The 24,458-nt window shown below is 63.3% G+C and carries 26 protein-coding genes; 10 read left to right on the top strand and 16 right to left on the bottom strand.

Annotation, left to right across the window (positions count from 1 at the left end; all coding sequences use genetic code 11):
- Positions 1 to 925: 925 nt before the first annotated feature.
- The 3 genes from OHD58_RS11955 to OHD58_RS11945 form a co-directional block, all read right to left on the bottom strand.
- Positions 926 to 2,905: a bifunctional 2',3'-cyclic-nucleotide 2'-phosphodiesterase/3'-nucleotidase gene (locus tag OHD58_RS11955; protein WP_263803507.1), complete on the bottom strand. Its 1,980-nt coding sequence runs from the start codon at positions 2,903 to 2,905 to the stop codon at positions 926 to 928.
- A 119-nt stretch (positions 2,906 to 3,024) separates the two neighbouring features.
- A complete protein-coding gene (locus OHD58_RS11950; RefSeq protein ID WP_263803506.1) occupies positions 3,025 to 5,445 on the bottom strand; it encodes a putative bifunctional diguanylate cyclase/phosphodiesterase in 2,421 nt (806 codons plus the stop codon).
- Between the two features lie 92 nt (positions 5,446 to 5,537).
- On the bottom strand, positions 5,538 to 6,011 hold the full coding sequence (locus OHD58_RS11945) for an Lrp/AsnC family transcriptional regulator (protein WP_263803505.1): 474 nt from the start codon (positions 6,009 to 6,011) through the stop codon (positions 5,538 to 5,540).
- A 150-nt stretch (positions 6,012 to 6,161) separates the two neighbouring features.
- On the opposite strand from OHD58_RS11945, the gene ald reads away from it, so the two are divergent.
- Positions 6,162 to 7,277: an alanine dehydrogenase gene (ald, locus tag OHD58_RS11940; protein ID WP_263803504.1), complete on the top strand. Its 1,116-nt coding sequence runs from the start codon at positions 6,162 to 6,164 to the stop codon at positions 7,275 to 7,277.
- Between the two features lie 261 nt (positions 7,278 to 7,538).
- Here the strand turns inward: ald and OHD58_RS11935 are convergent, their stop codons facing one another.
- Positions 7,539 to 8,009: a DUF1203 domain-containing protein gene (locus tag OHD58_RS11935; RefSeq protein ID WP_263803502.1), complete on the bottom strand. Its 471-nt coding sequence runs from the start codon at positions 8,007 to 8,009 to the stop codon at positions 7,539 to 7,541.
- A gap of 154 nt (positions 8,010 to 8,163) precedes the next feature.
- Here OHD58_RS11935 and OHD58_RS11930 point away from each other — a divergent pair, with 154 nt between their 5' ends.
- A complete protein-coding gene (locus OHD58_RS11930; RefSeq protein ID WP_263803501.1) occupies positions 8,164 to 8,865 on the top strand; it encodes a glycosyltransferase family 32 protein in 702 nt (233 codons plus the stop codon).
- 5 nt (positions 8,866 to 8,870) lie between these two features.
- On the opposite strand, the gene dapB is transcribed toward OHD58_RS11930, so the two are convergent.
- Entirely contained in the window at positions 8,871 to 9,680 is an 810-nt protein-coding gene (gene dapB / locus OHD58_RS11925) for a 4-hydroxy-tetrahydrodipicolinate reductase (protein WP_263803500.1), read from the bottom strand.
- Positions 9,681 to 9,986: 306 nt separating this feature from the next.
- On the opposite strand from dapB, the gene OHD58_RS11920 reads away from it, so the two are divergent.
- Together OHD58_RS11920 and OHD58_RS11915 are read left to right on the top strand one after the other, a co-directional pair.
- Complete coding sequence (locus OHD58_RS11920) at positions 9,987 to 10,304, top strand: hypothetical protein (protein ID WP_263803499.1); 318 nt, start codon at positions 9,987 to 9,989, stop codon at positions 10,302 to 10,304.
- A 56-nt stretch (positions 10,305 to 10,360) separates the two neighbouring features.
- Positions 10,361 to 10,546, top strand: a complete 186-nt coding sequence (locus OHD58_RS11915) for a hypothetical protein (protein ID WP_263803498.1) — start codon at positions 10,361 to 10,363, stop codon at positions 10,544 to 10,546.
- A gap of 55 nt (positions 10,547 to 10,601) precedes the next feature.
- Here the strand turns inward: OHD58_RS11915 and OHD58_RS11910 are convergent, their stop codons facing one another.
- The 4 genes from OHD58_RS11910 to OHD58_RS11895 all read right to left on the bottom strand — a co-directional run bounded on the left by OHD58_RS11910 (position 10,602) and on the right by OHD58_RS11895 (position 13,253).
- Positions 10,602 to 11,165, bottom strand: a complete 564-nt coding sequence (locus OHD58_RS11910) for an OmpA family protein (RefSeq protein ID WP_263803497.1) — start codon at positions 11,163 to 11,165, stop codon at positions 10,602 to 10,604.
- 113 nt (positions 11,166 to 11,278) lie between these two features.
- Positions 11,279 to 11,845, bottom strand: a complete 567-nt coding sequence (locus tag OHD58_RS11905; RefSeq protein ID WP_263803495.1) for a GNAT family N-acetyltransferase — start codon at positions 11,843 to 11,845, stop codon at positions 11,279 to 11,281.
- A 2-nt stretch (positions 11,846 to 11,847) separates the two neighbouring features.
- Positions 11,848 to 12,699, bottom strand: coding sequence for a 3-mercaptopyruvate sulfurtransferase (sseA, locus tag OHD58_RS11900; RefSeq protein ID WP_263803494.1), 852 nt, complete (start codon positions 12,697 to 12,699; stop codon positions 11,848 to 11,850).
- A gap of 86 nt (positions 12,700 to 12,785) precedes the next feature.
- A complete protein-coding gene (locus OHD58_RS11895; protein ID WP_263803493.1) occupies positions 12,786 to 13,253 on the bottom strand; it encodes an Lrp/AsnC family transcriptional regulator in 468 nt (155 codons plus the stop codon).
- Between the two features lie 129 nt (positions 13,254 to 13,382).
- On the opposite strand from OHD58_RS11895, the gene OHD58_RS11890 reads away from it, so the two are divergent.
- Positions 13,383 to 13,703 carry an antibiotic biosynthesis monooxygenase gene (locus tag OHD58_RS11890; protein ID WP_263803491.1) on the top strand — a complete coding sequence of 107 codons (321 nt, stop codon included), beginning with the start codon at positions 13,383 to 13,385 and terminating at the stop codon, positions 13,701 to 13,703.
- A gap of 105 nt (positions 13,704 to 13,808) precedes the next feature.
- A complete protein-coding gene (locus OHD58_RS11885) occupies positions 13,809 to 14,132 on the top strand; it encodes an antibiotic biosynthesis monooxygenase family protein (protein WP_263803490.1) in 324 nt (107 codons plus the stop codon).
- Positions 14,133 to 14,148: 16 nt separating this feature from the next.
- Here OHD58_RS11885 and OHD58_RS11880 read toward each other — a convergent pair whose 3' ends face one another.
- Together OHD58_RS11880 and OHD58_RS11875 are read right to left on the bottom strand one after the other, a co-directional pair.
- Positions 14,149 to 14,889 carry an alanyl-tRNA editing protein gene (locus OHD58_RS11880; RefSeq protein WP_412177197.1) on the bottom strand — a complete coding sequence of 247 codons (741 nt, stop codon included), beginning with the start codon at positions 14,887 to 14,889 and terminating at the stop codon, positions 14,149 to 14,151.
- The gene (locus tag OHD58_RS11875) at positions 14,889 to 15,923 is read right to left on the bottom strand and encodes a cysteine synthase A (protein ID WP_263803489.1); all 1,035 of its coding nucleotides are present in this window, start codon (positions 15,921 to 15,923) and stop codon (positions 14,889 to 14,891) included. The genes OHD58_RS11880 and OHD58_RS11875 overlap by 1 nt, the downstream gene beginning before the upstream one ends.
- Before the next feature lie 215 nt (positions 15,924 to 16,138).
- On the opposite strand from OHD58_RS11875, the gene OHD58_RS11870 reads away from it, so the two are divergent.
- The 3 genes from OHD58_RS11870 to OHD58_RS11860 all read left to right on the top strand — a co-directional run bounded on the left by OHD58_RS11870 (position 16,139) and on the right by OHD58_RS11860 (position 18,566).
- Entirely contained in the window at positions 16,139 to 16,960 is an 822-nt protein-coding gene (locus OHD58_RS11870) for an SDR family NAD(P)-dependent oxidoreductase (protein WP_263803488.1), read from the top strand.
- A gap of 87 nt (positions 16,961 to 17,047) precedes the next feature.
- The gene (locus OHD58_RS11865) at positions 17,048 to 18,022 is read left to right on the top strand and encodes an alpha/beta hydrolase (RefSeq protein WP_263803487.1); all 975 of its coding nucleotides are present in this window, start codon (positions 17,048 to 17,050) and stop codon (positions 18,020 to 18,022) included.
- 82 nt (positions 18,023 to 18,104) lie between these two features.
- The gene (locus OHD58_RS11860; protein WP_263803486.1) at positions 18,105 to 18,566 is read left to right on the top strand and encodes a cupin domain-containing protein; all 462 of its coding nucleotides are present in this window, start codon (positions 18,105 to 18,107) and stop codon (positions 18,564 to 18,566) included.
- A gap of 23 nt (positions 18,567 to 18,589) precedes the next feature.
- Here OHD58_RS11860 and OHD58_RS11855 read toward each other — a convergent pair whose 3' ends face one another.
- The 5 genes from OHD58_RS11855 to ilvA form a co-directional block, all read right to left on the bottom strand.
- The gene (locus OHD58_RS11855) at positions 18,590 to 19,786 is read right to left on the bottom strand and encodes an MFS transporter (protein ID WP_263803485.1); all 1,197 of its coding nucleotides are present in this window, start codon (positions 19,784 to 19,786) and stop codon (positions 18,590 to 18,592) included.
- Between the two features lie 107 nt (positions 19,787 to 19,893).
- Complete coding sequence (locus tag OHD58_RS11850; RefSeq protein ID WP_263803484.1) at positions 19,894 to 21,282, bottom strand: DEAD/DEAH box helicase; 1,389 nt, start codon at positions 21,280 to 21,282, stop codon at positions 19,894 to 19,896.
- Positions 21,283 to 21,661: 379 nt separating this feature from the next.
- Complete coding sequence (locus tag OHD58_RS11845; RefSeq protein WP_263803483.1) at positions 21,662 to 22,198, bottom strand: DUF1697 domain-containing protein; 537 nt, start codon at positions 22,196 to 22,198, stop codon at positions 21,662 to 21,664.
- Positions 22,199 to 22,217: 19 nt separating this feature from the next.
- Complete coding sequence (locus OHD58_RS11840; protein ID WP_263803482.1) at positions 22,218 to 22,598, bottom strand: VOC family protein; 381 nt, start codon at positions 22,596 to 22,598, stop codon at positions 22,218 to 22,220.
- Positions 22,595 to 23,851, bottom strand: coding sequence for a threonine ammonia-lyase IlvA (gene ilvA, locus OHD58_RS11835; protein WP_263803481.1), 1,257 nt, complete (start codon positions 23,849 to 23,851; stop codon positions 22,595 to 22,597). The genes OHD58_RS11840 and ilvA overlap by 4 nt, the downstream gene beginning before the upstream one ends.
- Positions 23,852 to 23,983: 132 nt before the next feature.
- On the opposite strand from ilvA, the gene OHD58_RS11830 reads away from it, so the two are divergent.
- The gene (locus tag OHD58_RS11830; RefSeq protein WP_263803480.1) at positions 23,984 to 24,418 is read left to right on the top strand and encodes a DUF1772 domain-containing protein; all 435 of its coding nucleotides are present in this window, start codon (positions 23,984 to 23,986) and stop codon (positions 24,416 to 24,418) included.
- The last annotated feature ends 40 nt before the right edge of the window (positions 24,419 to 24,458 follow it).

The following is a 24,458-nucleotide window of genomic DNA, read 5'->3' as shown; positions in this document are numbered from 1 at the left end:
TTCCGCCTTCGCGCCCGGCATCTGGCGATCCAGCGGCGGGCACGCGACCGCCGGATGCTTCGGAACGGTTGTGTGTGAAGTCGGCTCGGAGCCTTGCGTGTGACGCGATCACCCGGATGCAGGCCGCTTTCACGGAGATTGCACGGTGTCGTCCCGCAGCGCTTCGAAGCCGCCTTCAGCCAAGCGCTTGCAACCGCCCGTTAGCTCGGCCAGGCGACGACGCTTGTGATGCGTTCAATTACAACTTCTCCCGGCCGCCCTGGTTGGCCGTACCAGTCTCGACCGTTTGGTCGTTGCCTTACGTGGCCCTTGAGGTGCGGGTGGTAGGGCGCACCACAAACCATCAGTTGGCCCTTGCTGCCGTAAGCGGGCTTGCCGGGCATACCGCCGCTTGTAAGGGGGTCTTTGATTGAACCCAGATCAGTTCCGGTTCCCGTCTTTACATAGCGTATTGTCAGCATACCGCCGTCGCCCCCGTCGGTGCCGGGAGTCGCGTCGACGCCTTCCTCGCTCTTGTTCTCCGTGTTCACGGCCAGCCACCAATTCCAGCACGCCGCTCTATGGTCCTCTGGTGGACCGCTGAGCCACCCTGGCCGATCCGGACTACCATTGATCCCGTCCACGCCGTTCTCGCCGCGAACATCCAGGGTAAGGCTCCCATCGAGCGTAAGCACCTGGCACTCGATGTACACTTGGCAACCATGCCTCACCTGCCATGTAGAGTTCGCCAACACCCGGAGTCTGCCAGTTTGGATACGCTCATTGTTTAAAAATTCATGGTCACCGATTGTGAGTTCCGCAAGTAGCTCTTCTGGCATCTTCCCCTCCCTAAAGGTTACCCCAAATGGTCCGCGCCTCTCGAAAGCGACCGGTTTCTAGCAGAGACCGGCCGCCGATGTCGAGCAGATGCAGGCAGCTTCACGCGTTACAAGGTGATCCTGTACTTCGCAAACCCCTCTGCGCCCTCGCCCGCCGCCTCGATCTTCACGCCCTTCACGTCGGCGATGAAATCCTTCGCCTTCGGGCCGGTCTCGAAGATGACACTGGTGCCTTCCAGCGGCACGAACGACCAGTTGGCGTCGGCGGACGGGTTGATGGTGCCCTGGTCGACGATGTAGCGCACGATGACGTCGCGGTTGGTGTCCGGCGCCTCGAAGATGATCTTCGAGCTGTTGATCTCCGGAAAATTGCCGCCGCCGCCGGCACGGTAGTTGTTGGACGCAACGACGAATTTTTGCGCCGGATCGATCGGCTTGCCGTCGAACATCAGGTCGACGATGCGGTTCGACGAAGCGTCGAGCACGACGCCCTTCGAATCGTATTTCGGCGGCTGCGAAAGATCGATCCTGTAGGTCACACCGTCGATGACGTCGAAATTGTAGGACGGGAAATCCGCATTGATGAGCGGCTGGTCGGCCTTGCCCTTCTCGACCTGCCTGAAGATGCCGGCCGACATCTCCAGCCATTCCTTGACCTGGGCGCCGGTGATCTCCACGGCGCGCACGGTGTTCGGATAGAGATAGAGGTCGGCGACGTTCTTGATGGCGATGTCGCCGGCCGGCACGTCGGTGTAATAATCGGCGCCGCCGCGGCCACCCGATTTGAAGGGTGCCGCCGCCGACAACACCGGCAAGTCCTTCCACTCAGTCGCCTTCAGCAGGTCCTTGATGTACCAGGTCTGCGCCTGGGAAACGATCTGCACCGATGGATCGTCGGCGACCAGCGCGAAATAGGAATAGAGCGGCGCCGAGGTTTTTCCCACCGGCCGGCGCACATAAGCGAGCGTCGCCTCGTGATCCTCCTTCAGCGCCTCGACGATCTTCTTGTAGTCCTCGACGGTGGCCTTGTTCTTGTTGTCCACCCGCTCGTAGATCGGCCGCGCCTCCGAGGTGGCCGAGACGACGCGCCATTTGGAGCCGTCGCGCTCCAGCATCAGGTCGACCAGGCCCATATGCGAGCCCCAGAAGCCGCCCATCACCGCGGGCTTGCCCTGCAGCGTGCCTTTTTCCGCATCGACGCCTTCGAGTTCCTGGAAATCCTTCTTGCCCGGGAAGACCAGGTGCTGGTGGCCGGTGAACACCGCGTCGATGCCCTCCACGCCGGCGACGAAGAAGGAGGCGTTCTCCATCATGTCGCCCTGCTTGGTATCGATGCCGGAATGCGAGAGCGCGATCACGATGTCGGCGCCCTCCTCCTTCATCTGCGGCACCCAGGCCTTCGCCGCCTCGACGATGTCGCGGGTCTTAACGTTGCCTTCGAGGTTCTTGGCGTCCCAGATCATGATCTGCGGCGGCACGAAGCCGATGACGCCGACCTTGATCGGATGCTCGGCCCCGGCGCCGTCCTTGATCTTCTTTTCCAGGATCAGGTACGGCTTGAGGTAGAGCTTGTCGTCGCGCGGGTTGGACGCCAGTTCGGTGCCGCGGATCAGGTTGGCGCAGACGAACGGGAAGCTGGCGCCGGCCAGCACCTTGTCGAGGAACGACAGGCCGTAGTTGAACTCGTGGTTGCCGAGCGTCGAAACCTCGTAGCCGAGCAGGTTCATGCCCTTCATCACCGGGTGGACGTCGCCGTCCTTCATGCCCTTCTCGTAGGCGATATAGTCGCCCATCGGATTGCCTTGCAGGAGGTCGCCATTGTCGATCAGCATCGAGTTGGTGGCTTCCTTGCGCACCGCGTCGATCAGCGAAGCCGTGCGCGACAGGCCCATCGTGTCGTTCGGCTTGTCGGCGTAATAATCATAAGGCAGCACGTTCACGTGGATGTCCGTCGTCTCCATGATCCTGAGATGCGCCTGGTTGGCCTGGGCACGCGCCGAAAACGGATGCAGCATCACCAGGGCACCGGCAGCGGCCGTTCCTGCCAGGAAGGAGCGGCGCGAAAGCGGGGTAAGCACTTGGGACATGGTTTTCTCCTGGTTGCCTGAGTTGGAAATCGACGTCGAAACGACAAGTTTCGCGCCGAAATTTTCCCGAGTCCAGCAGGAGTGCGTGACGGCAGCGTGAATGTTCGCCGGCGAACGGATCAGGCCGCGGCGGTCCTGCCGCGCTGGATGAGCGCTTCCTCGAACGGCTGGTTGCCACGAGCGGTTTCGGCCAGCAGATAGGCGGGCACGTCGCCTTCTGGCATCGGCGGGCTGAAGACGTATCCCTGCAGGCTGTTGCAGCCGAGTTCGCGCAGGAACACCGCCTGCTCCACCGTCTCGACGCCTTCCGCTGTCACCTGCAGATCGAGCGCCTTGCCGATGGCGACGATCGAGCGAAGGATGCTCAAGGTGCGCTTCTCCTTGGGACCGCGTCCGATCAGCGACTGATCGATCTTGAGCTTGTCAAACGGCACGTCCTGGAGCGACGAAAGGCTCGAATAACCGGTGCCGAAATCGTCCATCGCGATGGTGATGCCGCGCCCCTGCAGGTCGGCGACGATTTCCCGCACCTGGTCGATGCCGCCGAGATACGCACTTTCGGTGATCTCGAGCTCAAGCCTGTCGGCGGCAAGGCCGTTCTTGTTCAGCGCAGCGGCCACGACTTGCGGCAACTCGTCGAGGTTGAACTGGCGCGGCGAGATGTTGACCGCCACGCGGATCGTTTCCGGCCAGGTAGCGGCATGCCGGCAGGCTTCGTTCAGTGCCCATGCGCCGATTTCCTGAATGCTGCCGGTTTGTTCGGCGATGCCGATGAACTCGCCCGGCGGAATGATGCCGAACTCGCGGTGGTTCCACCGCGCCAGCGCCTCGAACAGGATCGTCTTTCCAGTCCTGGCGTCGACGACCGGCTGAAAGAACAGCGTCAGCGCATCCTCGTCGACGGCCTTGCGCAGATCGATCTCGAGCTGCTTGCGATAGGCATAGGCGGCGGCGTCTTCCGCGCTGGCCAGGCAGACCCTTTCCTTGCCGTCGACCTTGGCATTGTACAGCGCGATATCGGCGAGCTGCATGACCGCGCCGACATCGTCGCCGTCGTCCGGCAGCAATGCGATGCCGGCGCTGGCGCCTACCTTGAACCTGCCTTCGGCAAGCCGCATCGGACGGCTCACGCTGGCAACGACGCGGACTGCGAGATTGCAGACCTCGGCTACATCCTTGTCCCTGGAGAGTTCGATCACCGCGGCGAATTCGTCGCCGCCGATCCGTGCCAGAAAGGCGTTGCGCGGCAGCGTCTTTTCGATGCGCTTGCAGACAGCGCGCAGCACCGCGTCGCCGACAGCGTGGCCGGCGGTGTCGTTGACGGCCTTGAAATCGTCGAGGTCGAACATGATCAGCGCAAAGCGACTGCCCTTCAGCGAACTTGCCTGTTGTATGCGCTCGATCTCGGCGTTGAAGCTCGCCCGGTTGGCGAGGCCCGTCAGCGTGTCGTGGTGGGCGAGAAATTTCATCGCCAGCTGCTGGCTCTTCTGCTCGGTGATCTCGCGGCCGATGCCGCGGTAGCCGATGAACGAGCCGTGGCGGTCGTAACTCGGCGTCCCCGTCACCGACCACCATTGGTACTTGTCGCCGAATTTCAGTTGTATCGAGAGATCGCGAAACGGTTCGCGCGCCTGCATGAGTTCGCGCGAACGCGCCGTCTCACTCTCCCAGTCCGGATTTTCCGGCGAATGGGCTGCGATGAAGCTGTCGAGTTCCATGCCGGACAGTTCCTCGACGCTCACGCCCGATTGCTTGGCAAAGGCGTCCGAAACGCGCGAAATCCGCATTGTGGCGTCGGTCTGCCACAGCCAGTCATCCGAATGCGCCTCGAAGTCGTTGAGCAGCAGTTTCAGGAGATGGTTCTGCTCGTCGACCTTGACCAGCGCCATCGACCGTTCGGCGAACGATGTCGTGTAGCGGTAGAGCGTGAACGGAAAGGCGATGAAGAAGATGCCGATCAGCACGAATTCGAAACGATGCCCTCCCACGTCGTCCATGGCGAAAGCGAGCGCCGAGAGGGCCAGGATCGGCATGGTGAAGGCGTACACCGCCGTCGGTATGTAGGCGAGAACGAACACCGACGAGCAGAGGAAGACAGAGACCAGGACCGTCAGCGCCAGGCGCGCGTCAGGGCCGGATCCGGCATAAAAAAGCGCCATGGCGCAACCCCAGCCGAGACCGTAGAAAAGGCGCATCAGGACGCAGTGCCAATAAAATCCCGGCGCGTTCTCGGCGGTCGGGTGAAAGCCGAAGAAGCGCGGCCCGGTCATCACGTCGATGAGGACGAGAGCGACCATCACCGCGTACCAGGCCGTCAGCAGAGCGCTGCCGGATAAATTGCCGAGGCTGCTCCAGGCGACGAAGGTGCCGAGCAGGTTGGAGGCCACGAGCGTCGGCCGCACCGTGCTGAAGGCTTCGATCTGGCTGATCCTGAAGGTGTTTAGGTCTTCGGGCGTGGTGACGATGTCCGACGCGGTCCCCAGCACGGCATCCGATACCGCCCGGGCAAACCGGCGTATCGAACCTTCCGCTACGGACATGCAACCTCTCCTCCTGACAGGTTGCAGAGAATGGCCAAAATGATGAAACGAAATGCTTCCCGTTTCGCTCAAATTTGAAGCGATATGCCTCGTCAGGCCATTTCGGGCTTCATGCCCATGGCGGTCCGGTCGATCACTTCGCGCAGCGCGAAGGACGAATTGATCTTGGTTACATGCGGCATCGCCGACAGCCATTCCTTGTGGATACGCTCGTAGTCGGCGAGGTCGCGCGCCGCGATGCGCAGGATGTAGTCGTATTCGCCCGACATCAGATGGCACGAGAGGATGTTAGGGCAGCGCTTCACCGCCGCCTCGAAATCCGAAAGGGTCTTTTCGAATTGCCCCGACAGGGATATGTGCACGATCGCCGTCATCTGGTGGCCGAGTGCCGCGTTCGACAGTCGGGCATGGTAGCCGCGCACGACACCGGTCTTCTCCAGATTGTCGAGCCGGCGCGAACACGCTGATTGCGACAGGCCGACCTTCTCGGCAAGTGCGGCGTTGGAGATGCGCCCGTCTTTCTGCAAGGCGTCGAGAATCGCGATATCGATCCTGTCCAGGGACATTCTTCGAACTTCCTTCGAATTTTTTGTTTGTTTGCGCAAGGAATAACGATTCCGGCGGGCAACTTCAACCGCCTTCGCAAACACATGCGAACTCATCCGTGGTTCAATCGTTATCTCAGGGAAATTGGCGGAAAGCCGGAGGAGATCACAATGCGCGTCGGATGCCCGAAAGAAATCAAAAACCATGAATATCGCGTCGGGCTCACCCCGGGTTCGGCGCGTGAATATGTGGCCCATGGCCATGAGGTGCTGATCGAAACCGGCGCCGGCGCCGGCATCGGCGCCGACGACAATGCCTACCGCTCGGCCGGCGCTGCGATCGCCAGGACCGCCGAGGAGGTTTTCGAGAAGTCCGACATGATCGTGAAGGTCAAGGAGCCGCAGCCCAACGAATGGGTGCAACTGCGCTCCGGCCAGATCCTCTACACCTATCTTCACCTGGCGCCGGATCCGGAACAGACCAAGGGCCTGCTTGCCTCGGGCGTCACCGCGGTCGCCTACGAAACCGTCACCGACGACCGCGGCGGGCTGCCGCTTTTGGCGCCGATGTCGGAAGTCGCCGGCCGCCTGTCGATCCAGGCCGGCGCCACCGCGCTGCAGAAGGCCAATGGCGGCCGCGGCGTGCTGCTCGGCGGCGTGCCCGGCGTGCTGCCAGGCAAGGTTACGGTGCTCGGCGGCGGCGTCGTCGGCCTGCATGCGGCCAGGATGGCTGTCGGCCTCGGCGCCGACGTCACCATCATCGACCGCTCGATCCCGCGCCTGCGCCAGCTCGACGACATCTTCAACGGCCGCGTCCATACCCGCTATTCGACGGTCGAAGCGCTGGAGGACGAGTGCTTCTCGGCCGACATCGTGGTCGGCGCCGTGCTCATCCCCGGCGCCGCGGCACCGAAGCTCGTTTCCCGCGAGATGCTGTCGGGCATGAAGAAGGGCTCGGTGCTGGTCGACGTCGCCATCGACCAGGGCGGCTGCTTCGAGACATCGCACGCCACCACCCATGCCGACCCGACCTACGAGGTCGACGGCGTCATCCACTATTGCGTCGCCAACATGCCGGGCGCCGTGCCCGTCACCTCGGCGCACGCGCTCAACAACGCGACGCTGCATTACGGCCTTCAGCTGGCGAACAAGGGCCTGAAGGCGCTGGTCGACGACCACCACCTGCGCAACGGCCTCAACGTCCACAAGGGGCGTATCACCAACAGCGCGGTCGCCGAAGCGCTCGGCTACGAGATGGCGGAGCCGAAGGCGGTTCTCGCCGCCTGATTTTCGTCAAGCGAAACAACCTCCTTCCCTTGGCCCGCCGGATCATTTCGGCGGGCTTTTTGCTGGACCAGAGGCAAATCAGGGCAACAAAAAAGCGGGGTTTTGCCCCGCTTCCTCGTCTGTCGAGATTTTCCGCCGGTTCATCCGCGGTCGGCCAAATCGATCGACACCTGCCTTCTACCGGGTTGATGTAACGGCAGTGCGACAGTTCATGCGATTCTGATTCCCGCTGGTTAAGAAATCGTTAACGCGCGTTCCAGATCAGGCGCGCTCGATGCGGCAGGCGTAGCAGTTGTTCCTGGCCGAGCGCATGTGCAGGTAGGCGATGTCGTCACGTTGCAAGAGTTCGTGCGCCCTTTCGCAGATCTTGTCGGTGGCGACCACCGCGCCGGTGCCATAAACGATGCGGTCGTCATGGCCGTAGCCGCGCACGATGTGGTCGGCGGTCGGCCGGTACATGTCCGGCATGACATCCGATTCCGGCGCCCGCTCGCAGGGTTCGGCATGCAGGAAGATCGGTCCCGTCTCGGCATAAGGCTGCAGTTCGGGAAACGGCCGGTAGGCCAGGATCAGATAATCCTCGCCGGCGCGGATATTGCGCAGGCAGTGGCGGCAAGGCACCCCGTCCCCGTCGGAAACGCGGCGCTCCGGCGTCATCCCATAGGCGTCCTGGCCGCCGGCCTGCAAGGCACGGACGCGGTCGGTCGGCAAGGCGATATAGCGGATCAGCATGGTGAAATCTCCTCGGGTTTCGATGATCCTGAGATACGTCCGCCGCATCGCCGCATCCACCCGATTCCTGCCTTGACCGGCCATGTGCCGGGCACCGCCTCTCGACAGCCACAAAGCTTTGACGTTATGTCGCCGAAATCGCGCCGGAAACCCCATGATCATCCCCAAAATCATCCACCAGACCTGGAAGTCGCGCGATGTCCCGCAGCGCTGGCAAGCCGCGGTCGACAGCGTGCGCCGCTACCATCCCGGCTGGGACTACCGGCTGTGGACCGACACGGAAATGGACGCCCATGTCGAGGCGACGCAGACGCTGCTGTGGCCGGTCTACAAGGGTTTCGAGAAGAACATCATGCGAGCCGACGTGTTCCGCTACGTGGCTATGCACGATTTCGGCGGCCTCTATGCCGATCTCGACTACGAATTCCTGCGGCCCTACGACTATGGAAACGCCGAACTCGTACTTTCCGATGAATTCGCCGTGAGTTACGGCGACAGCCTCGACCAGGTCGCGAACTACATATTCGCGTCGCGGCCCGGCCATCCCTTCTGGGCGGACGTCATTGCCGACCTGGTGAAGAACCCGCCGCGCGTCGGCGTCTACAAGGATGTCATCGACGCCACCGGCCCCGGCTTCCTGAGCCGTGTCTTCTTCGCCAACCGCAGCCGCTATCAAGGCGTCGTCGTCACCGAGAAGCCGGTGTTCAGCCCGACCCGGCTGCACGGACCGCTGGAACGCAAGATCCTGCGCAATTCGGGCGTGAGCCATGGCCTGCATCTCGGCTCGGGCTCATGGAAGGAGCGCTGGACCGCCACCTATCTCAAGACCAAGATCGCCAAGGCGCTTCGGCTCTGAGGCCGTCAGTCGATCAGCGAATCCAGGCCCCGCACCAGCCCCTTTATGTTGACGACATGGCGGATCGCCAGCAGCGTGCCGGCGACATAGGGCGCGGCCGACGAGCCTGCGTCGTGGCGGATGGTCAGGCGCTCGTCCGGCAGTCCGAACAGCGCTTCGCAGGAGAGGATATAGGACGGCAGCCGCAGCGCATGCACCTGCACGCCGGGTGCCGCGCCGACAGCGCCACCGCGCGTTTCCGGAACGCCGGACACCTCGGATTGCAGTTTCGCCGTCGAGGCGCCGCGAATGTCGGCCAGCGCCTCCGCCAGTTCGCGTGCGGTGCCTGACGGCGCATCGGGCTTCTTGGCGCTGGCGTAGTCGATCACCTCGACATCCGGCACATATTTCGCCGCCATCAGCGCGAAGCGCTTCATCAGCGTGGCGGTGATGGAAAAATTGCCGGCGGCAATGACGCCGACGCCATTGGCGCGCGCCGCCGCGTCGATCTCGGCATAGTCGGCAGCACCAAGGCCCGACGTTCCGATCACCACATGACGCCCATTCGACACCGCCGTCAGCGCATGGTCCTTCACGGCGACCGGCTTGGTATAGTCGACGACGACATCGGATTCGGCTTTTTTCAGCGCCTCCTCGAGGGTCGCCCTTACCTCGACGCCGATCGGCGCCGCGCCGATGGCCGAACCGGCATCCCAGCCGGCGGCGCCACGCGCCACCGCACCTGCCAGTTTCAGGTCCGCTTCGGCGACGATCGCCGGGATCAGCGCCTTGCCCACCCAGCCCGTCGCGCCGCTCATCACCACCCGTATCGTCATCTCACGCTCCTCATGTCTCCCGTCATGCGATAAAGCGCGCATGGCAGGAAGACAATGCCGTGAAAGGATGAGAAGGTTGCTTCAGACGGGAGCGCCGCCCGAATGGGTGATGGAGACATGCCGCGCAATCGGGCCATGCACCTCCGGTCGCGCTTATTTCTCTTCTCTGCACTGTGCAATTAAATTTGACGTAGGCGAGCCCATAAACCGCGGTTCGCCCATCACGTTTGCTTGTTGGAACAAGACCGCCGCGAACAGATTGGTCCACAGCCGCCTCGAGCGGTCGTAAACAAAAGGAAACGTCCGATGAACCTCAAGATCCTAGCAGTATCCGCTATCGCGCTCAGCCTGGCCGGTGGCGTAGCGTTGGGTCAATCCAACAACAGTTCTTCTTCGACGGGCGGAGCGAATTCAGATCCGGCTCCCAGCATGATGAACGATTCCGCGAAGATGGCACCGTTCTTCACTGACAGCGGCATGATGAAGATGCGTAGCGACGACGAGATTTCCGCGTCCTTCAAGGCCATGTCGGCAGAGGACCAGGCTGCCATGAAAAAGGAATGCCAGATGGCCGAGAATGGTGCCAAGAACAAGGGATTGTGTGATAAGATCGGCGCCATGTAGTCAATCAAGTCTTTGGGGAGGCGCACCCTTTGCCTCCCCAAAAGTTCGGGTCAGTCATGAACGGCGGCGAAGTCACGGAAGACAAGACACAGCCGTTTGAGATGGGCGTGGCGGCCGCACGCTCCAAGATGAGTCGGGACTCGAACCCGTTCGAGCCGAAAACAGACGCCTACAGCGACTGGAATGCCGGCTACGAAGCCTACAAGGACGCCGATGAGGATGTCCGACCCGGCTCGGGTTGACTGCGCTGCATCGAATAGGCCTGACAGATCCGGCGTCTTTCGAACTTTTGACTTTTCAGAACGGCTCGATGACATCGGTGACGCGGCGCAGCGTCACGCGGCGGTTGCGCCAGTTCTCGTTCTGTGTCGGCACCAGCAGGAACTCCTCGCCGTAGCCGACAGTTTCCAGCGCGCGGCGCGGAATGCCGAACTCGCTCACCAGCACGCGCCGCAGCGACGCCGCACGATTTTCTGAAAGAACCTGGTTCGAGGCGAACGATCCGACCGCGTCGGTGTGGCCCTCGATCAGGAAGACCTCGCGGCGGTTGCGGCGCAGGATGCGTTCCATGGCGGTGGCGATGTTCTCGACCTTGTCGTACTGCGATGACGCCACCTCGGCCGAGCCGAAGGCGAAGTTGATCGACTGGATGTCGATCGACGGCGCGATGCGGCGCATCTCGGGCCGCCGCTTCAGTTCGCGCACGGTCACCCGCTTGTTGCGGGGGACGACGACCCGCGGTGCCGCCTCCAGCTTGCGCTCGATCTGCGCGGCGGACGGCGTCGTCGCCTGCGCGGCGGCAAGGCCCGGAAAGGCGATCGCCGCGACGAGGGCGGCGGCAAAGGTGCGGCGGTTCAGCATGGTGTTGTCTCCCTTCGAGGCCCGGCCGGTCCGGCCGCGATTGATGTGGCTCGAAGATGGCAAATCCAAGCTGAAGCGCCGATGAACGCCCGGTTCAGCAGATGTTGCCGTCGCTATCCACGCATGACGACTGCCGAGCGGTCGGCAAGCGTCATCGGCAGAACCGCTTCCTTCTTCTGGCCGACCGGCGAGAAGCCGAGCCGCTGATAGAGCGGCAGCGCGGCTGGATGGTCGAGCGTGCAGGTCTGGACGGTGACGACATTCGGCCCGTACGACCACGCCGCCTCGATCGCCGCCCCAAGAAACCAGCGGCCGATCCCTTGCCCGATCGCGTGTTCCATCATGCCGAAATAAGCGAGTTCCGCCTCGCCCGGCAGATGCGGCTTGACGTCGAAGAAACCGGCCGGGGCGCCGTCGAGATAAAGCACGCGGATATCGCGCTCCGGAGCATGGATGCTTTGGGCGAGTTCTTCGTCGCTCATGCGCAGGACGTTGACCCAGTGCCATTTGCGGCCGACCCGGTCGATCAGGTAGCGATAGAAATGCAGCTGCATGTTGCGCGTACGCATCAACGCGACCTGCCGGTTATAAGGCAATGGCGGATAGTGAGACGGCGGCGCGCTCATCTCCAGGAACGTCACCGTGACCGGGATCGCCTCGATCTTCTTCTCGGCGCTCATGGTCAGTCCTTGCCTGTCACCACCGGCGTATCCGAGCGCCTGCCCCACTCGCTCCACGAGCCGTCATAAAGTCTGTTGGCGGTGTGGCCGATCGAGCGCAGCGCCAGCGTGATGATCGCGGCGGTGACGCCGGAGCCGCACGAGGTGACGATCGGCTTCGACAGGTCGAGGCCGGCATCTTCCAGTACTTCCTTCAGCCGTTCGGGCGGTAACAGGCTACCGTTCTCCGAGAGGGTCGGCGACGGTACGCTTCTCGCGCCGGGCATGTGGCCGGAGCGCAGTCCCGGCCGCGGCTCGGGATCGGTTCCGGCAAACCTTCCCGCGGGACGCGCATCAGCGATCTGCACGTCGCCGGCGCCGACCAGTTCCTGCATATCGGACAGGGTGGCAAGCTGGGTGGCATCGAAATCGGCGTGGAAGACGTTCGGGGCGACCTTCGTCACCTCCGCCGTCACCGGCCTCCCTGCCGCTTTCCAGCGGTCGAAGCCGCCATCGAGCAGATAGACCTGATAGACGCCCATGACGCGGAACATCCACCAGACGCGCGGCGCCGAATGCACGCCCGGCCCGTCATAGACAATGATGGTGTCGTCGGCGGAAATCCCCATCGAACCGACATGCTGGGCAAAAAGTTCCGGGCTCGGCAAGGTGTGCGGCAGATCCGAATCCGGATCGACGACAAGATCCTGGTCGAAGAAGATGGCGCCAGGAATATGCGCCGCCTTGTATTCGGCGCGCGCATCGCGCTTCTGCGCCGGCAGGTACCAGGACGCATCGACGATCGAGATACCGGGCTCCGTCAAACGTTCCTGCAGCCAGTCGGCATCGACCGTGAAAGGACTTTGATCCGGCATCTTGTCACCACTCCTGGAATGAACGCTCGCGATCATGTTGCATATTCGCAGCCGCTACAAAACAGCAAGCAGCCAACGATGCGCAACTACAATGGCAGCGGCGCAGCGGTCTTGATCGTGCGCAACGCGAAATTGGAGCGGATGCCGGCGACCATCGGCAGCGTCAGCAGCCGGTCGGACAGCAGGCGCTCGTAGGCGGCGAGATCCTTCACCACCACTTCGGCCATGAAATCATCCTCGCCGGACACCATGAAGCAGGACACCACTTCCGGGATCCCGTCGAGCGCCGCTCCCAGCCGGTCGGCGTTTTCGCGCGTGTGCTGATGCACCTTGAAGCCGACAAAGACGGTCAGGCCGAGGTCGACGGCGCGGCGGTCGATCTCCACCCGATAGCCGCGAATGATCCCCTCCTCCTGCATGCGCTTGGTCCGCCGAAGGCATGGCGACGGCGACAGGTTTACCGCCTCGGCGAGTTCGACGTTGGTCAGCCGTCCGTCTTTTTGCAAGGCCTTCAGGATGCGCAGATCGGTCTCGTCTATCGAGTTTTCAGCCATTTTCTGCCCTAAAATCTAAACTGATTGGCATATCATAGCTGAAACCTGATCTCTCCAGCAACAGATAGCAAGGACATGCCTTGCCGGTTCATGCGAGAATCGCGCATGCACTGCGACAAGGACAACACAATGATCAAGCGAATCTGGCACGGCTACACGACACCCGAGAATGCCGAAGCTTATGAACGGCTGCTAGAGACGGAGGTCTTTCCCGGCATCGAGGCCAAGAAGATACCCGGCTACCGCGGCATCGAGCTTTACCGCCGCAAGCTCGGGCAGGAGATCCAGTTCACCACCGTGATGAGCTTCGATTCCCTCGACAACGTCATCGCCTTCCAGGGGGAGGATTACTCCACAGCCTACGTTCCCGCCGCGGCCCAGAAAATCCTCCAGCGATGGGACGTACGGTCGTCACATCACGATGTGAGGATCACCAGGGATTACCATTGACAGTCGCCGGCTCACGGATTTTTAACGCGGTACATCTTGCGCCGGCTGATCTCAGTTACCACCTCGGGGTTGCCTTGCGGGAGGCAGCGAACGAGGGATACTTCGATGATCAGACGGATCTGGCGCGGCTACACCAGGCCGGAGAACGCCGACGCCTACGAACATCTGCTGGATACGCTGATGTTTCCGGCGTTCGAAGGCATGCGCATGCCAGGCTACCGCGGCATGGAATTGCTGCGGCGGCAGACCAATGACGAGGAGATCGAGTTCATCTGGGTGATGAACTTCGATTCGAAAAAGGATTTGAGCCCCTTGCGGGCGGAAGCGAACGATCCGGTATCGGTACCGCATGCGGCGCAGAAGCTGCTGATCCGCTGGGACGAACGCGCCAGTTTCTACGAGATGCGCCAGAGCCGTCCGCGGAACTGAACCGCCGGCGCAGCCTTCACTGCGCCGGCATCGGTCCGAACCGCAGCCGGAAGCGGCGGTTCTCGCGGCCCTTCTTCTCGATCTTGCCGACATGGATTTCGCCGACCTCGCCGGAGGCCTTCACATGGGTGCCGCCGCAAGGCTGGCTGTCGATGGAAGCATCGTCGCCGATGCAGACGAGCCGGATCTTTCCGGTGCCGGCGGGCGGGCGCACGTTCTTCGACTTCACCAGACCGGGATTGGCCGCGAGATCGGCATCGGTGATCAGCCGCGTGAAGACCGGATGATTTGCCGCGACAAGCTGCATCAGCTTCGCCGTCGCGTCCTCCTTGGAAAATCCGGCATCGGGAATGTCGAAATCGATGCGGGATTCGTCCTCGCCGACCGAGGCGCCGGTGATCGGGTACGGGCACACCACGGTCAGCAGGTGGCAGGCCGTGTGCATGCGCATCAGCCGGTAGCGGCGGTCCCAGTCGATGACCAGCTTGAGGCGATCGCCGACCGCCAGCGCCGGCTGTCCTGGCGCGGGCAGATGCAGGATCTCGTCCTTGGTCTCGCCGGTGATGGTGCCAGCAATGACGACCTTCGAGCCATCCGGCTTGACGAAATGGCCGATATCGCCGGGCTGGCCGCCGGACGTGGCATAAAAGATAGTGCCGTCGAGTATGACGCCGCCACGCTCGTTGATGGCGATGATTTCGGCGTCGGTTTCGCTGAGATACGCGTCGTCCCGGAAAATCGCTCGGGTGCCTGCCATCAGGCCACCTGCTCGTAGGGCACGGAGATCTGCGGATCGCTCTCCATCCAGCCCGGTACCGGCAGGTTCTTGGTGCGCAGGAATGCCGGATTGAACAGCTTCGACTGATAGCGCGTGCCGCTGTCGGCGAGAATGGTCACGATGGTGTGGCCCGGGCCGAGGTCGCGCGCCAGCCGGATGGCGCCGGCGATGTTGATGCCGGAGGAGCCGCCGAGGCAGATGCCCTCCTCCTGGATCAGGTCGAAGACGTAGGGCAACGCCTCCTCGTCCGGTATCTGGTAGGAGAAGTCGGGAGCGAAATCCTCCAAGTTGGCGGTGATCCGGCCCTGGCCGATACCTTCGGTGATCGACGAGCCGTCGGCCTTCAGCACGCCTTCGGTGTAGAAGCTGTAGAGCGCCGCGCCCAGCGGGTCGGCCAGCGCGATCTTGACGTCCTTGCTTTTCGCCTTCAGCCCGAAGGCGATGCCGGCCAGCGTACCGCCGCTGCCGACCGCGGAGACGAAGCCGTCGACCTTGCCGCCGGTCTGCGCCCATATCTCCTCCGCCGTCGTGCGGGTATGGCCGTCGCGGTTGGCGACATTGTCGAACTGATTGGCCCAGACGGCCCCGTTCGGATCGCTTTTCGCCAGTTGTTCGGCGAGCCGCCCCGACACTTTGACGTAATTGTTCGGGTTCTTGTAGGCGACCGCCGGAACCTCGATCAGCTCGGCGCCCATAACCCGGAGCGTGTCCTTCTTCTCCTGGCTCTGGGTGTCGGGAATGACGATGACGGTGCGGTAGCCGAGCGCCTTGGCGACCAGCGTAAGCCCGATGCCGGTGTTTCCGGCGGTGCCCTCGACGATGACGCCGCCCGGCCGCAGCAGGCCTTTCTGCTCGGCGTCGCGGATGATGAACAGACCGGCGCGATCCTTCACCGACTGGCCAGGATTCATGAATTCGGCCTTGCCGAGGATTTCGCAGCCGGTTTCTTCCGAAGCGCGCTTCAGCCGAATCAGCGGCGTGTTGCCGATAACGTCGATCACCGAACGGTGCATGGGATATCCTTCATTGAATGCGGACCGACCCTAAAAACCACGACGCGCGCTTTCAAGGCAGGATTTTGCGTGGTCCAGCCGCATTTGTCGAATTGGCCGCACCGGAACATCGGATAGAGGTACGCCCTTTTCATCCGTCGACGTCGCCGCTAGGTATCCATCAACCGGTGCCACCGATAGAAGCAGTCACAATAACGGACGGATACGCAATCAAAATGAGTCTTTATCGAGCGCAGCCCGGGGATGGCGTGGCGTGGGTCACAGGGGCGAGTACGGGCATCGGCCGCTCGCTGGCGCGCGATCTCGTGGCTGAAGGCTACACGGTCGCCGTCACTGCACGCGACGAAGAAAGGCTTGCGACCCTTGTCGACGAGATCGCCGGCTTGCCCGGCCGGATCCTTCTCTTTCCATGCGACGTCACCGACGAAGACGGGATGCTGAAGACCGTCGCCGCCATCGAAGCTGAGGCCGGCCCGATCGTGCTAGCGATCTTCAACGCCGGTGCTTATTTCCCGACGCGCGGCGAGCGGATGGATGTGCAGAACTTCGCCAGAACCTACGAACTGAATATCCTGGGCGCTCTTTACGGTCTCATACCCTTGGTTGCGCGGATGCAGCCACGCGGGCGGGGCCATATCGCACTCATGGGATCGGTCACGGCATATTTCGGCCTCCCTTCCGCCGCCGCCTACGGATCATCGAAGGCTGCCCTCAACAATCTCGCGGAATCCCTGAAGTTCGATTTCGACAAGATGAATATCCGCCTCCAGATCATCAACCCGGGCTTCGTGGAAACGCCGCTCACCGAGAAGAAATCTTTCCCGATGCCCGGAATCATGCCGGCCGACAGGGCGTCGGCACGCATTGCTCGAGGGCTGAGAACAGGCGGTTTCGAGGTCGCATTCCCGCGGCGCTTCACCTTGTTCCTGAAGGTGCTCAAGCTTTTCCCGCATGCTGTCTATTTCTGGTTCATGAACTGGGCGACGGGCTGGCGCAAGCGGCCGCTCGGTCCGATGCGCAAGCTCAGGAAAGATTAAGCACTTCAGCAGCCACCCGTCGTCGCCGTTGCAAGGCTTTTGCCGCGGCGCTACTGCTTGGCGCGCGGTTTTCGCGGGAGACTGGCGATGGGGCGGAAGATGGTGACCGGGATAGTGATCGTCGCCGCTCTTGTCGCCATCGCATTCTTGCTCGGGCCGCGCGTCGCCGTCGACACCACGCTTCGGTTCGATCCGGCCGCGATCGGCAGCGACCCGGAGGCCTATCTCGCCAAGGTCGAGGCCGGCGTTCCCGGCATACGCGACGGGCTGCAGAAAGAAATCATCTGGGCCGACTCGGCGACCAGGGCGAAAACGCCGCTGGCAATCGTCTATATCCACGGCTTTTCCGCTTCGAAAGGCGAAATCCGCCCCCTGCCCGACAAAGTCGCGGCGGCACTCGGCGCCAATCTTTTCTACACGCGCCTGACCGGCCACGGGCAGCCCGGCGCGGCGATGGCCGACGGCTCGATCAACGCCTGGGTCAACGACTATGCAGAGGCCATCGCCATCGGCCGCGCCATCGGAGAGCGCGTCGTGGTAATCGCGACTTCCACCGGTGCGGCGCTCGCCACCTGGGGCGCCACGCAGCCCGAGCTGAGCGACGGCATCGCGACGATGGCGTTCATTTCGCCCAACTACGGCGTTCAGGCTTCCGGCGCCTTCATCCTGACCATGCCGTGGGGCAAGCAGATCGCCGAGCTGATCATCGGCAAGGAGCGGAGCTTTCCCGTCGCCAACGAGTTGCACGCGAAATGGTGGACCAGCCGCTATCCAAGCAGCACGACGGTGCCGATGGCAGCGTTGACTGAGCTGGCCCGCAACGCGGCGGTCGACACGATCGCCATTCCAATGCTGTTCATCTTCTCGGACGGCGACAAGGTGGTGCGGCCCGAACTCACCCGCGACATCGCGGCACGCTGGGGCGCAAAGCATGAGATCCTTGTTGTCGAGCACAATGACGATCCGTCGAGCCACGTCATCGCAGGCGATGCGCTGTCGCCTTCGACGACGGATGCGCTGGCGCGACGAATCATCGATTGGGTGAAGGCGACGGCGCTCTAGGCCTCGCCACGAGACGTCCTAAGACTGGACAGGTCCTGGCGGTTTTCGCTTAATCTTCGAAGCGGAACGAGAGGAGCAGCAGATGCCCAAGATCGACATGGCCAAGGTGCCCGCGCGTAAATGTTCAGGCTATCCGCCGCCGTTCGATGCGCCCTGTGCCGCCCGGACGCGGCGGCGGCTCGGCGACGCCGGCGGGCTTCGCGATTTCGGCGTCAACCTGATGACACTGCCGGCCGGTGGCTGGTCCAGCCAGCGCCACTGGCACAGCCATGAGGACGAGCTCGTCTATGTGCTGGAAGGCGAATTGACGCTCGTCGAGGACGGCGGCGAAACGATCCTGCGCGCCGGCGACTGCGCGACCTTTGCCAAAAACACCGGCAACGGCCATCACATGATCAACCGGTCTTCCGCCACGGCGGTCTATCTGGAAGTGGGCTCGCGCAATCCGGACGACCTCACCACCTGCTCCGATATCGACATGATGAGTGCCAATGCCGACGGCCGGTTCGTGCACAAGGACGGCACGCCCTATCCGACGTCATAGCCGCGCAACCTGTTCGACCGAACTCAATGCCTTTCGGGTTTCGCGTCGCGCGAGAACAGATAGATCGCCAACGTGAAGGCAAGTATCGCGGCATAGAAGGCGAACAGCGCGCTGTAGGCGGCGGCCGGTTCGCCGGGCACCGCGTTCGCCGTCACCACCGCGCCGGTGGCGAATTGCATCGCACCGGTGCCGCCGATCGAGAAGAAGTTCATCAGGGTGACGCCGCGGCCGACAAGATGCGGCGGCATGAAGGCGCGTGCATGCGCCATCAGGAGGCCGTAGCTCATGCCGCAAAGGCCGATCACGACCAACGCCGCGGTAGTCGTCGGGATGCTGGAAACGGTGAACAGCGCGAGGAAGCAGATCGCCAGCAGGTTGAGCGAGACGCCGCTGACGGCAACCCATTTCCTGGTCCGGAGCAAGGTATCGAGCGGCCCATAGACGAACGACCCGACGATCATCGCCAGCGCCATGAACAGCGTGACCTCGCCGATGACGATCGCCGTCGCGGCATGGACCTCGGCGAGATAAGGCCCGGCCCAGAGACCGCGGATACCGGCGGACGGCGCGTAGTTGATCGCGGTCAGCGGAATGATCGGCCACAAAATCCGGATGCGCAAAAGCTCGGCAAATCCAGCGAAGCCGGAGGCGCCGGCGGGCACGCCTTCCGGCCGCGCCGGATCGCGCACCAATGCCAGGACGGCGGCCGCCACGCCCAAGGTGACGAGGCCGAGGCCGATCATCACCGGCCGCCAGCCGAAAGCTTCCGCGGCGCCGGCGAGCGGCGCCGCGCCGATCACGTTGCCCGCCGCGCCGAAGGCGATCAGCCATGACGTTAGCATCGCAAAGCGCGCCGTCGAATAGATGCGCGCGAAAATGAAGAGCGATGCCATCAGCACCGGCGCGCAGCCGATGCCGATCAGCACCATCGCGGCGGTAATCATCCAGGGCTGCTCAGCCGCGGCGAACAGGAAGGCGCCGCCGCCACCACCCACGGCAAGCAGGATCGCCGCCGTGAGTTTCGGGCCATAGCGATCGAGCGAGACGCCGATGGCGAACTGCGACAGAGCGAAGGCGATGAAGAAGGCGCCGGATGCAAGGGAAAGATCGGCTTTGGTCGCGCCGAGTTCGGCGGTCAGCGCGGGTGTGAGCACCGCCATGAAGGAGCGGTAGAACTGCGAAAGCACGTAAGCGACGGCAAGTGCGGCGATACCGGCCATGTCTCTCTCCCGCGAAAACAAGGCGGCCGAAGCATCGCCTCGACCGCCCTAGATATCTTCACCGGAGAAAGCAATGGACCAAGCCCCTGAAGGCTCGGCCCACAGCGTCAGGCGGCGCGTGCCGCCGGACGGCGTCCGCCAAAGCGGCGCTTGTTGCCGCCCTTGAACGGCTTCTGGCCCTGCGGCTTGCCGCCTTCCGGCTTGGCGCCGAAGGCCGGCTTGCCGAAGCCGTTGCCGCCGCGCGGCTTCTGCCCCTGCGGACGGCGCGTTTCGCGTGCACGGTCATTGGCCGCCTCGCGAGCCTGCTCGGCACGCTCGCGCGGATCGCGCTGCGGGTCCGGCTGGCCGGTATGGTCGGCGGCGACCGGCAGCTTCATGCGGATGATGCGCTCAACCTGGCGCAGCTTGCTCGCCTCCGTCGGATCGCACAGCGTGATGGCAATGCCCTCGGCGCCGTTGCGGCCGGTGCGGCCGACCCGGTGGACGTAGCTTTCGGCTTCATCCGGCAGGTCGAAATTCACCACATGGCTGATGCCGGGCACGTCGATGCCGCGCGCCGCGATGTCGGTCGCGACAAGGATGCGGACGGAACCGTCACGGAACCCGTTGAGCGCCTTCTGGCGGGCGTTCTGCGACTTGTTGCCGTGGATGACGGCGGCGTTGAAGCCGTCGCGCTCGAGATCGCGCACGACACGATCGGCGCCATGTTTGGTGCGGGCAAAGACCAGCACCGAGCTCATCGCCTCGTCGGCAAGCATGGTCGACAGGATCTGCCGCTTCTGCTTGGTGCGGGCCATGACCAGGCTCTGCGTGATCTCGGCAGCGGTGGTGCCCTGCGGCGAGACTTCGGCGCGGACCGGGTTCTTCAGCAGGCTCTGCGCCAGCTGTTCGATTTCCTGCGGCATCGTCGCCGAGAAAAGCGCGGTCTGGCGGTCGCGGTGCGTCGCCTTGGCGATGCGCCGTACATCGTTGATGAAGCCCATGTCGAGCATGCGGTCGGCTTCGTCGAGCACCAGCCAGCGGGTTTCGGCAAGGCTGACATCGCCTTCGCGCACCAGATCGGTGAGACGGCCGGGGGTGGCGACAAGAATGTCGACGCCCTGCTGGAGCCTCTTGACCTGGCTGAAGCGGGAGACGCCGCCAAGCACAAGCGCGGTCGAGACATGCAGGCCCTTGGCCAGCACGCGGATGGTGTCCTCGATCTGCACTGCCAGTTCACGGGTCGGCGCCAGGATCAGCGCCCGCGCCGTCTTGGGCAGGCGCTTGGTGCCGAGGCCGACGATCTTGGTCAGGATCGGCAGGCTGAAAGCCGCCGTCTTGCCGGAGCCGGTCTGGGCGACGCCGAGAATATCGCGGCCTTCGAGCTGCGCGGGAATTGCCTGCACCTGGATCGGCTTGGGGTCGACGAAGCCGGCGGCGATCGTCGTCTTCAGCAGCGGGCCGGTAATGCCGAGTTTCGCGAAGCCGTTCTGCTCCGCATTGATTTCATTATTCAATTTGTTCTTCTTTCAAGCGGCCTCTGGCCGCACGCAGTGTCGCGGCAGGGCGCAACCTGCCACCGTTGATGTTTTATGAAACGACAAGGCGGCGGGCTTCTTTTGCCCGCGCGGCTGCGCTGTCGTGCCCGCAAGCTTCATGCCCGCGGGACTATTCCGCCACTTGCCGAAACCGGAAAGGGGAGAAACCAGACGCAACCAGTCCTATTGATCAGGAAGGCCGGTCAAAAACCCGGCCCAAGCGCCTATGCCGCCGCATATGGGGGAATTCGCCCGGAAAAGCAAGGAATTAATGCTGCGCTGCAAAATGGCAATTTGTTTGCGCTGTGCCGATCGTCGCCGAACGTCACGCTGCCGACGCGCTGCGTGGTGGGAGACCTCATCTGCCGGCCGCCTTCGCCAGTTCCAGCAGCTTCAGCACCGTGTTCCAGTTGCGGGCGGTGTTTGGCACGCCGAGGCCTTTATCGAATTTCGCCCCGAGCTTCGACGAACTCAGCCCGCCCGGCGTGTTGAGATAGGCGACGTTGCCGACGACCTCGATCCCCTCGCCCTTCACGGCGAGCGCCCGCAGCGCGTCGAGATTTTCTTTCGCCGGCGCTCTCTCCAGCCATGACGCGTGGAGAAACCGCCCTTCCTCGAACTTGCCCTCGAACGGGTTCTGCTTGATCACCTTCTTCCAGTCGGCGAGCGTTGGCGCGTAGATCGCCTTGGTGAAGCCGAACTGCTTCTCGCAAATCTCAGCCACCGTCTTCAACATCTCGCCGCGGTGCATGTCCGTCTTCAGGTAGGCGTTGCCGCTGTTGATGTAGGTGCCGGCATTTTCGAAGCCGGCCTTGGTCAGCGCCTCGCGCAGCGGCTTGGTCGGCAGCTGCGTGGCGCCACCAACGCCGCGGAACAGAAGAATATAAACAGTCATCGCGCCGGTCCCTTCCGCATCAAATCCGGTTGCTCACTTCGACAAGATTGCCATCCGGATCGTTGAAATAGATCGACAGGATCGGCCCGACGGCCCCTGCCCGCTCGCCCGGTCCGTCGACGATCGCGACCCCCTCGCGCCCGAGCCAGGCGACGATTTCGGCCATCGGCGTCTGTGACAGCAAGCAGAAATTGCCGCTGCCGGGCACCGTATCCCTGGCAATGCTGGGCGCCGCCGCGGCATCCTGCAGGCTGATCTTGTTGGCACCGAAATGCAGCGACCACTTTCCCGGCCGCTCCTGGCGCGCCTCCATGCCGAGCACGCGCCCGTAAAACGCGAGCGTCGCCGTCACATCGCGGACGCAGAGCACTATATGGTCGAGCGCGTCGATCCGGATCATATCACCAGCCCGGCCAGGATCTCGTTGTCGGTGATGTCCTCATAGGCCCAGCCGGCTTCGTGGAAGCGTTTTGCCAGCACGTCGAAATTCTTCCGGTCCTTTGTCTCGATGCCGATCAGCACCGAGCCGAAATTGCGCGCCGACTTCTTCAGATATTCGAAGCGGCTGATGTCGTCGTCGGGACCGAGCAATTGCAGGAAGTCGCGCAGCGCGCCCGGCCGCTGCGGGAAGCGGAAGATGAAGTATTTTTTCAGTCCCTCGAAGCGCAGCGCCCGCTCCTTGACGTCGGGCAGCCGCTCGAAGTCGAAATTGCCGCCGGAAACGACCAGCACGATGGTCTTGCCGCGGATGTCCTTCTTCGGAAAATCCTTGAGCGCGTCGATCGCCAGCGCACCGGCCGGCTCCAGCACGACGCCTTCGACATTCAGCATCTCCACCATCGTGGCGCAGAGCCGGTTTTCCGGGACCAGCCGCACCGCATCGGCCGGAAAATCCTTGAGGTGGCGGAAATTCTCGCGGCCGATCTCGGCGACCGCGGCGCCATCGACGAAGTTGTCGACTCTGGGCAGCTTCACCCGCCTGCCTGCGGCAAGGCTTTCCCTGAGGCTCGGAGCGCCGGCCGGTTCGCAGAAGACGAAGCGCGGCTGCCTGCCCTGCTCGGTGAAATAGCGTGTGACGCCGGCCGACAGGCCGCCGCCGCCGACCGGCAGCACGACGATATCGGGAGTACGGCCGCCCGGCATCTGGTCGGCGATCTCATAGCCGACAGTCGCCTGTCCCTCGATGATGTCCTTGTGGTCGAAGGGCGGCACCATATGGCCGCCGCTCGCCTCGCAGAAATCCAGCGCGGCGCGGTAGCAATCGTCGAAGAAGTCGCCGGTGAGCCGGATCTCGACGAACTCGCCGCCGAACAGCTTCGTCTTGTCGATCTTCTGCTGCGGCGTCGTCACCGGCATGAAGACAACGCCTTTCCTGCCGAAATGCCGGCAGACGAAGGCAAAACCCTGCGCATGGTTGCCGGCCGAGGCGCAGACGAACAGCGACGGCGCCTCGCCGTCGGCGAGTTCCTTGCGGAAGAAGTTGAAGGCGCCGCGGATCTTGTAGGAGCGCACCGGCGTCAGGTCCTCGCGCTTCAACAGGACATGCGCGCCGGTTTTCTTCGACAGGTAATCGTTCTGCTGCAGCGGCGTTTCCGGGAAGAGCGTGCGAATGGCGCTGGCCGCCGACGAAACCCGTTCCGCAAAACCCGTCATCGCGTGCGTCCCTCACTGCATCCCGGCACGGCCAAGACCGACGCCAATTGCGCTATTGCATATCCGGACCGGCGAAACCATTGCAATCGCGGCGCCACGCCATACGTCAAGGTCGAAGCTCCGGAGGTTGTCATGCTGGCTGGCCAACTCGCGCTCACGATAGCGGCGTTCTTCAGCGGCGCCGCGGTCTATGTCCTGGCAGCCGAGCAGCCGGCCCGGCTGGCGCTCGACAACAAGGCGCTGCTCACCCAATGGAAACCGGCCTACAAGCGTGGCGCCGCGATGCAGGCCTCGCTGGCGCTGATCGGCGGCGTTCTGGGCATAGCCGCCTGGTGGCTGAGCGGCGACTGGCGCTGGCTCGCAGGCGCCGTCGCGCTGCTTCTGCCTTGGCCCTACACGCTGCTGGTGATCAAGCCGACCAACGACGCGCTGCTGGCCACCGACACCGCCAACGCAGGCCCGGAAAGCCGTCGCCTGGTCGAAAAATGGGGACAGTTGCACGTCGCCCGCGCCGGCCTTGGCGTTATAGCGACATTGCTGTTCCTGTGGGCGGTAGCCATAGCCTAGGCGTTTCCCCAGTGATGTTTGTCGCATGCGACGTCACGGG

The sequence above is a fragment of the Mesorhizobium sp. ZC-5 genome (assembly GCF_025753855.1).
Lineage (GTDB): Bacteria > Pseudomonadota > Alphaproteobacteria > Rhizobiales > Rhizobiaceae > Neomesorhizobium.
This window is presented reverse-complemented; position numbering and strand designations above follow the sequence as displayed.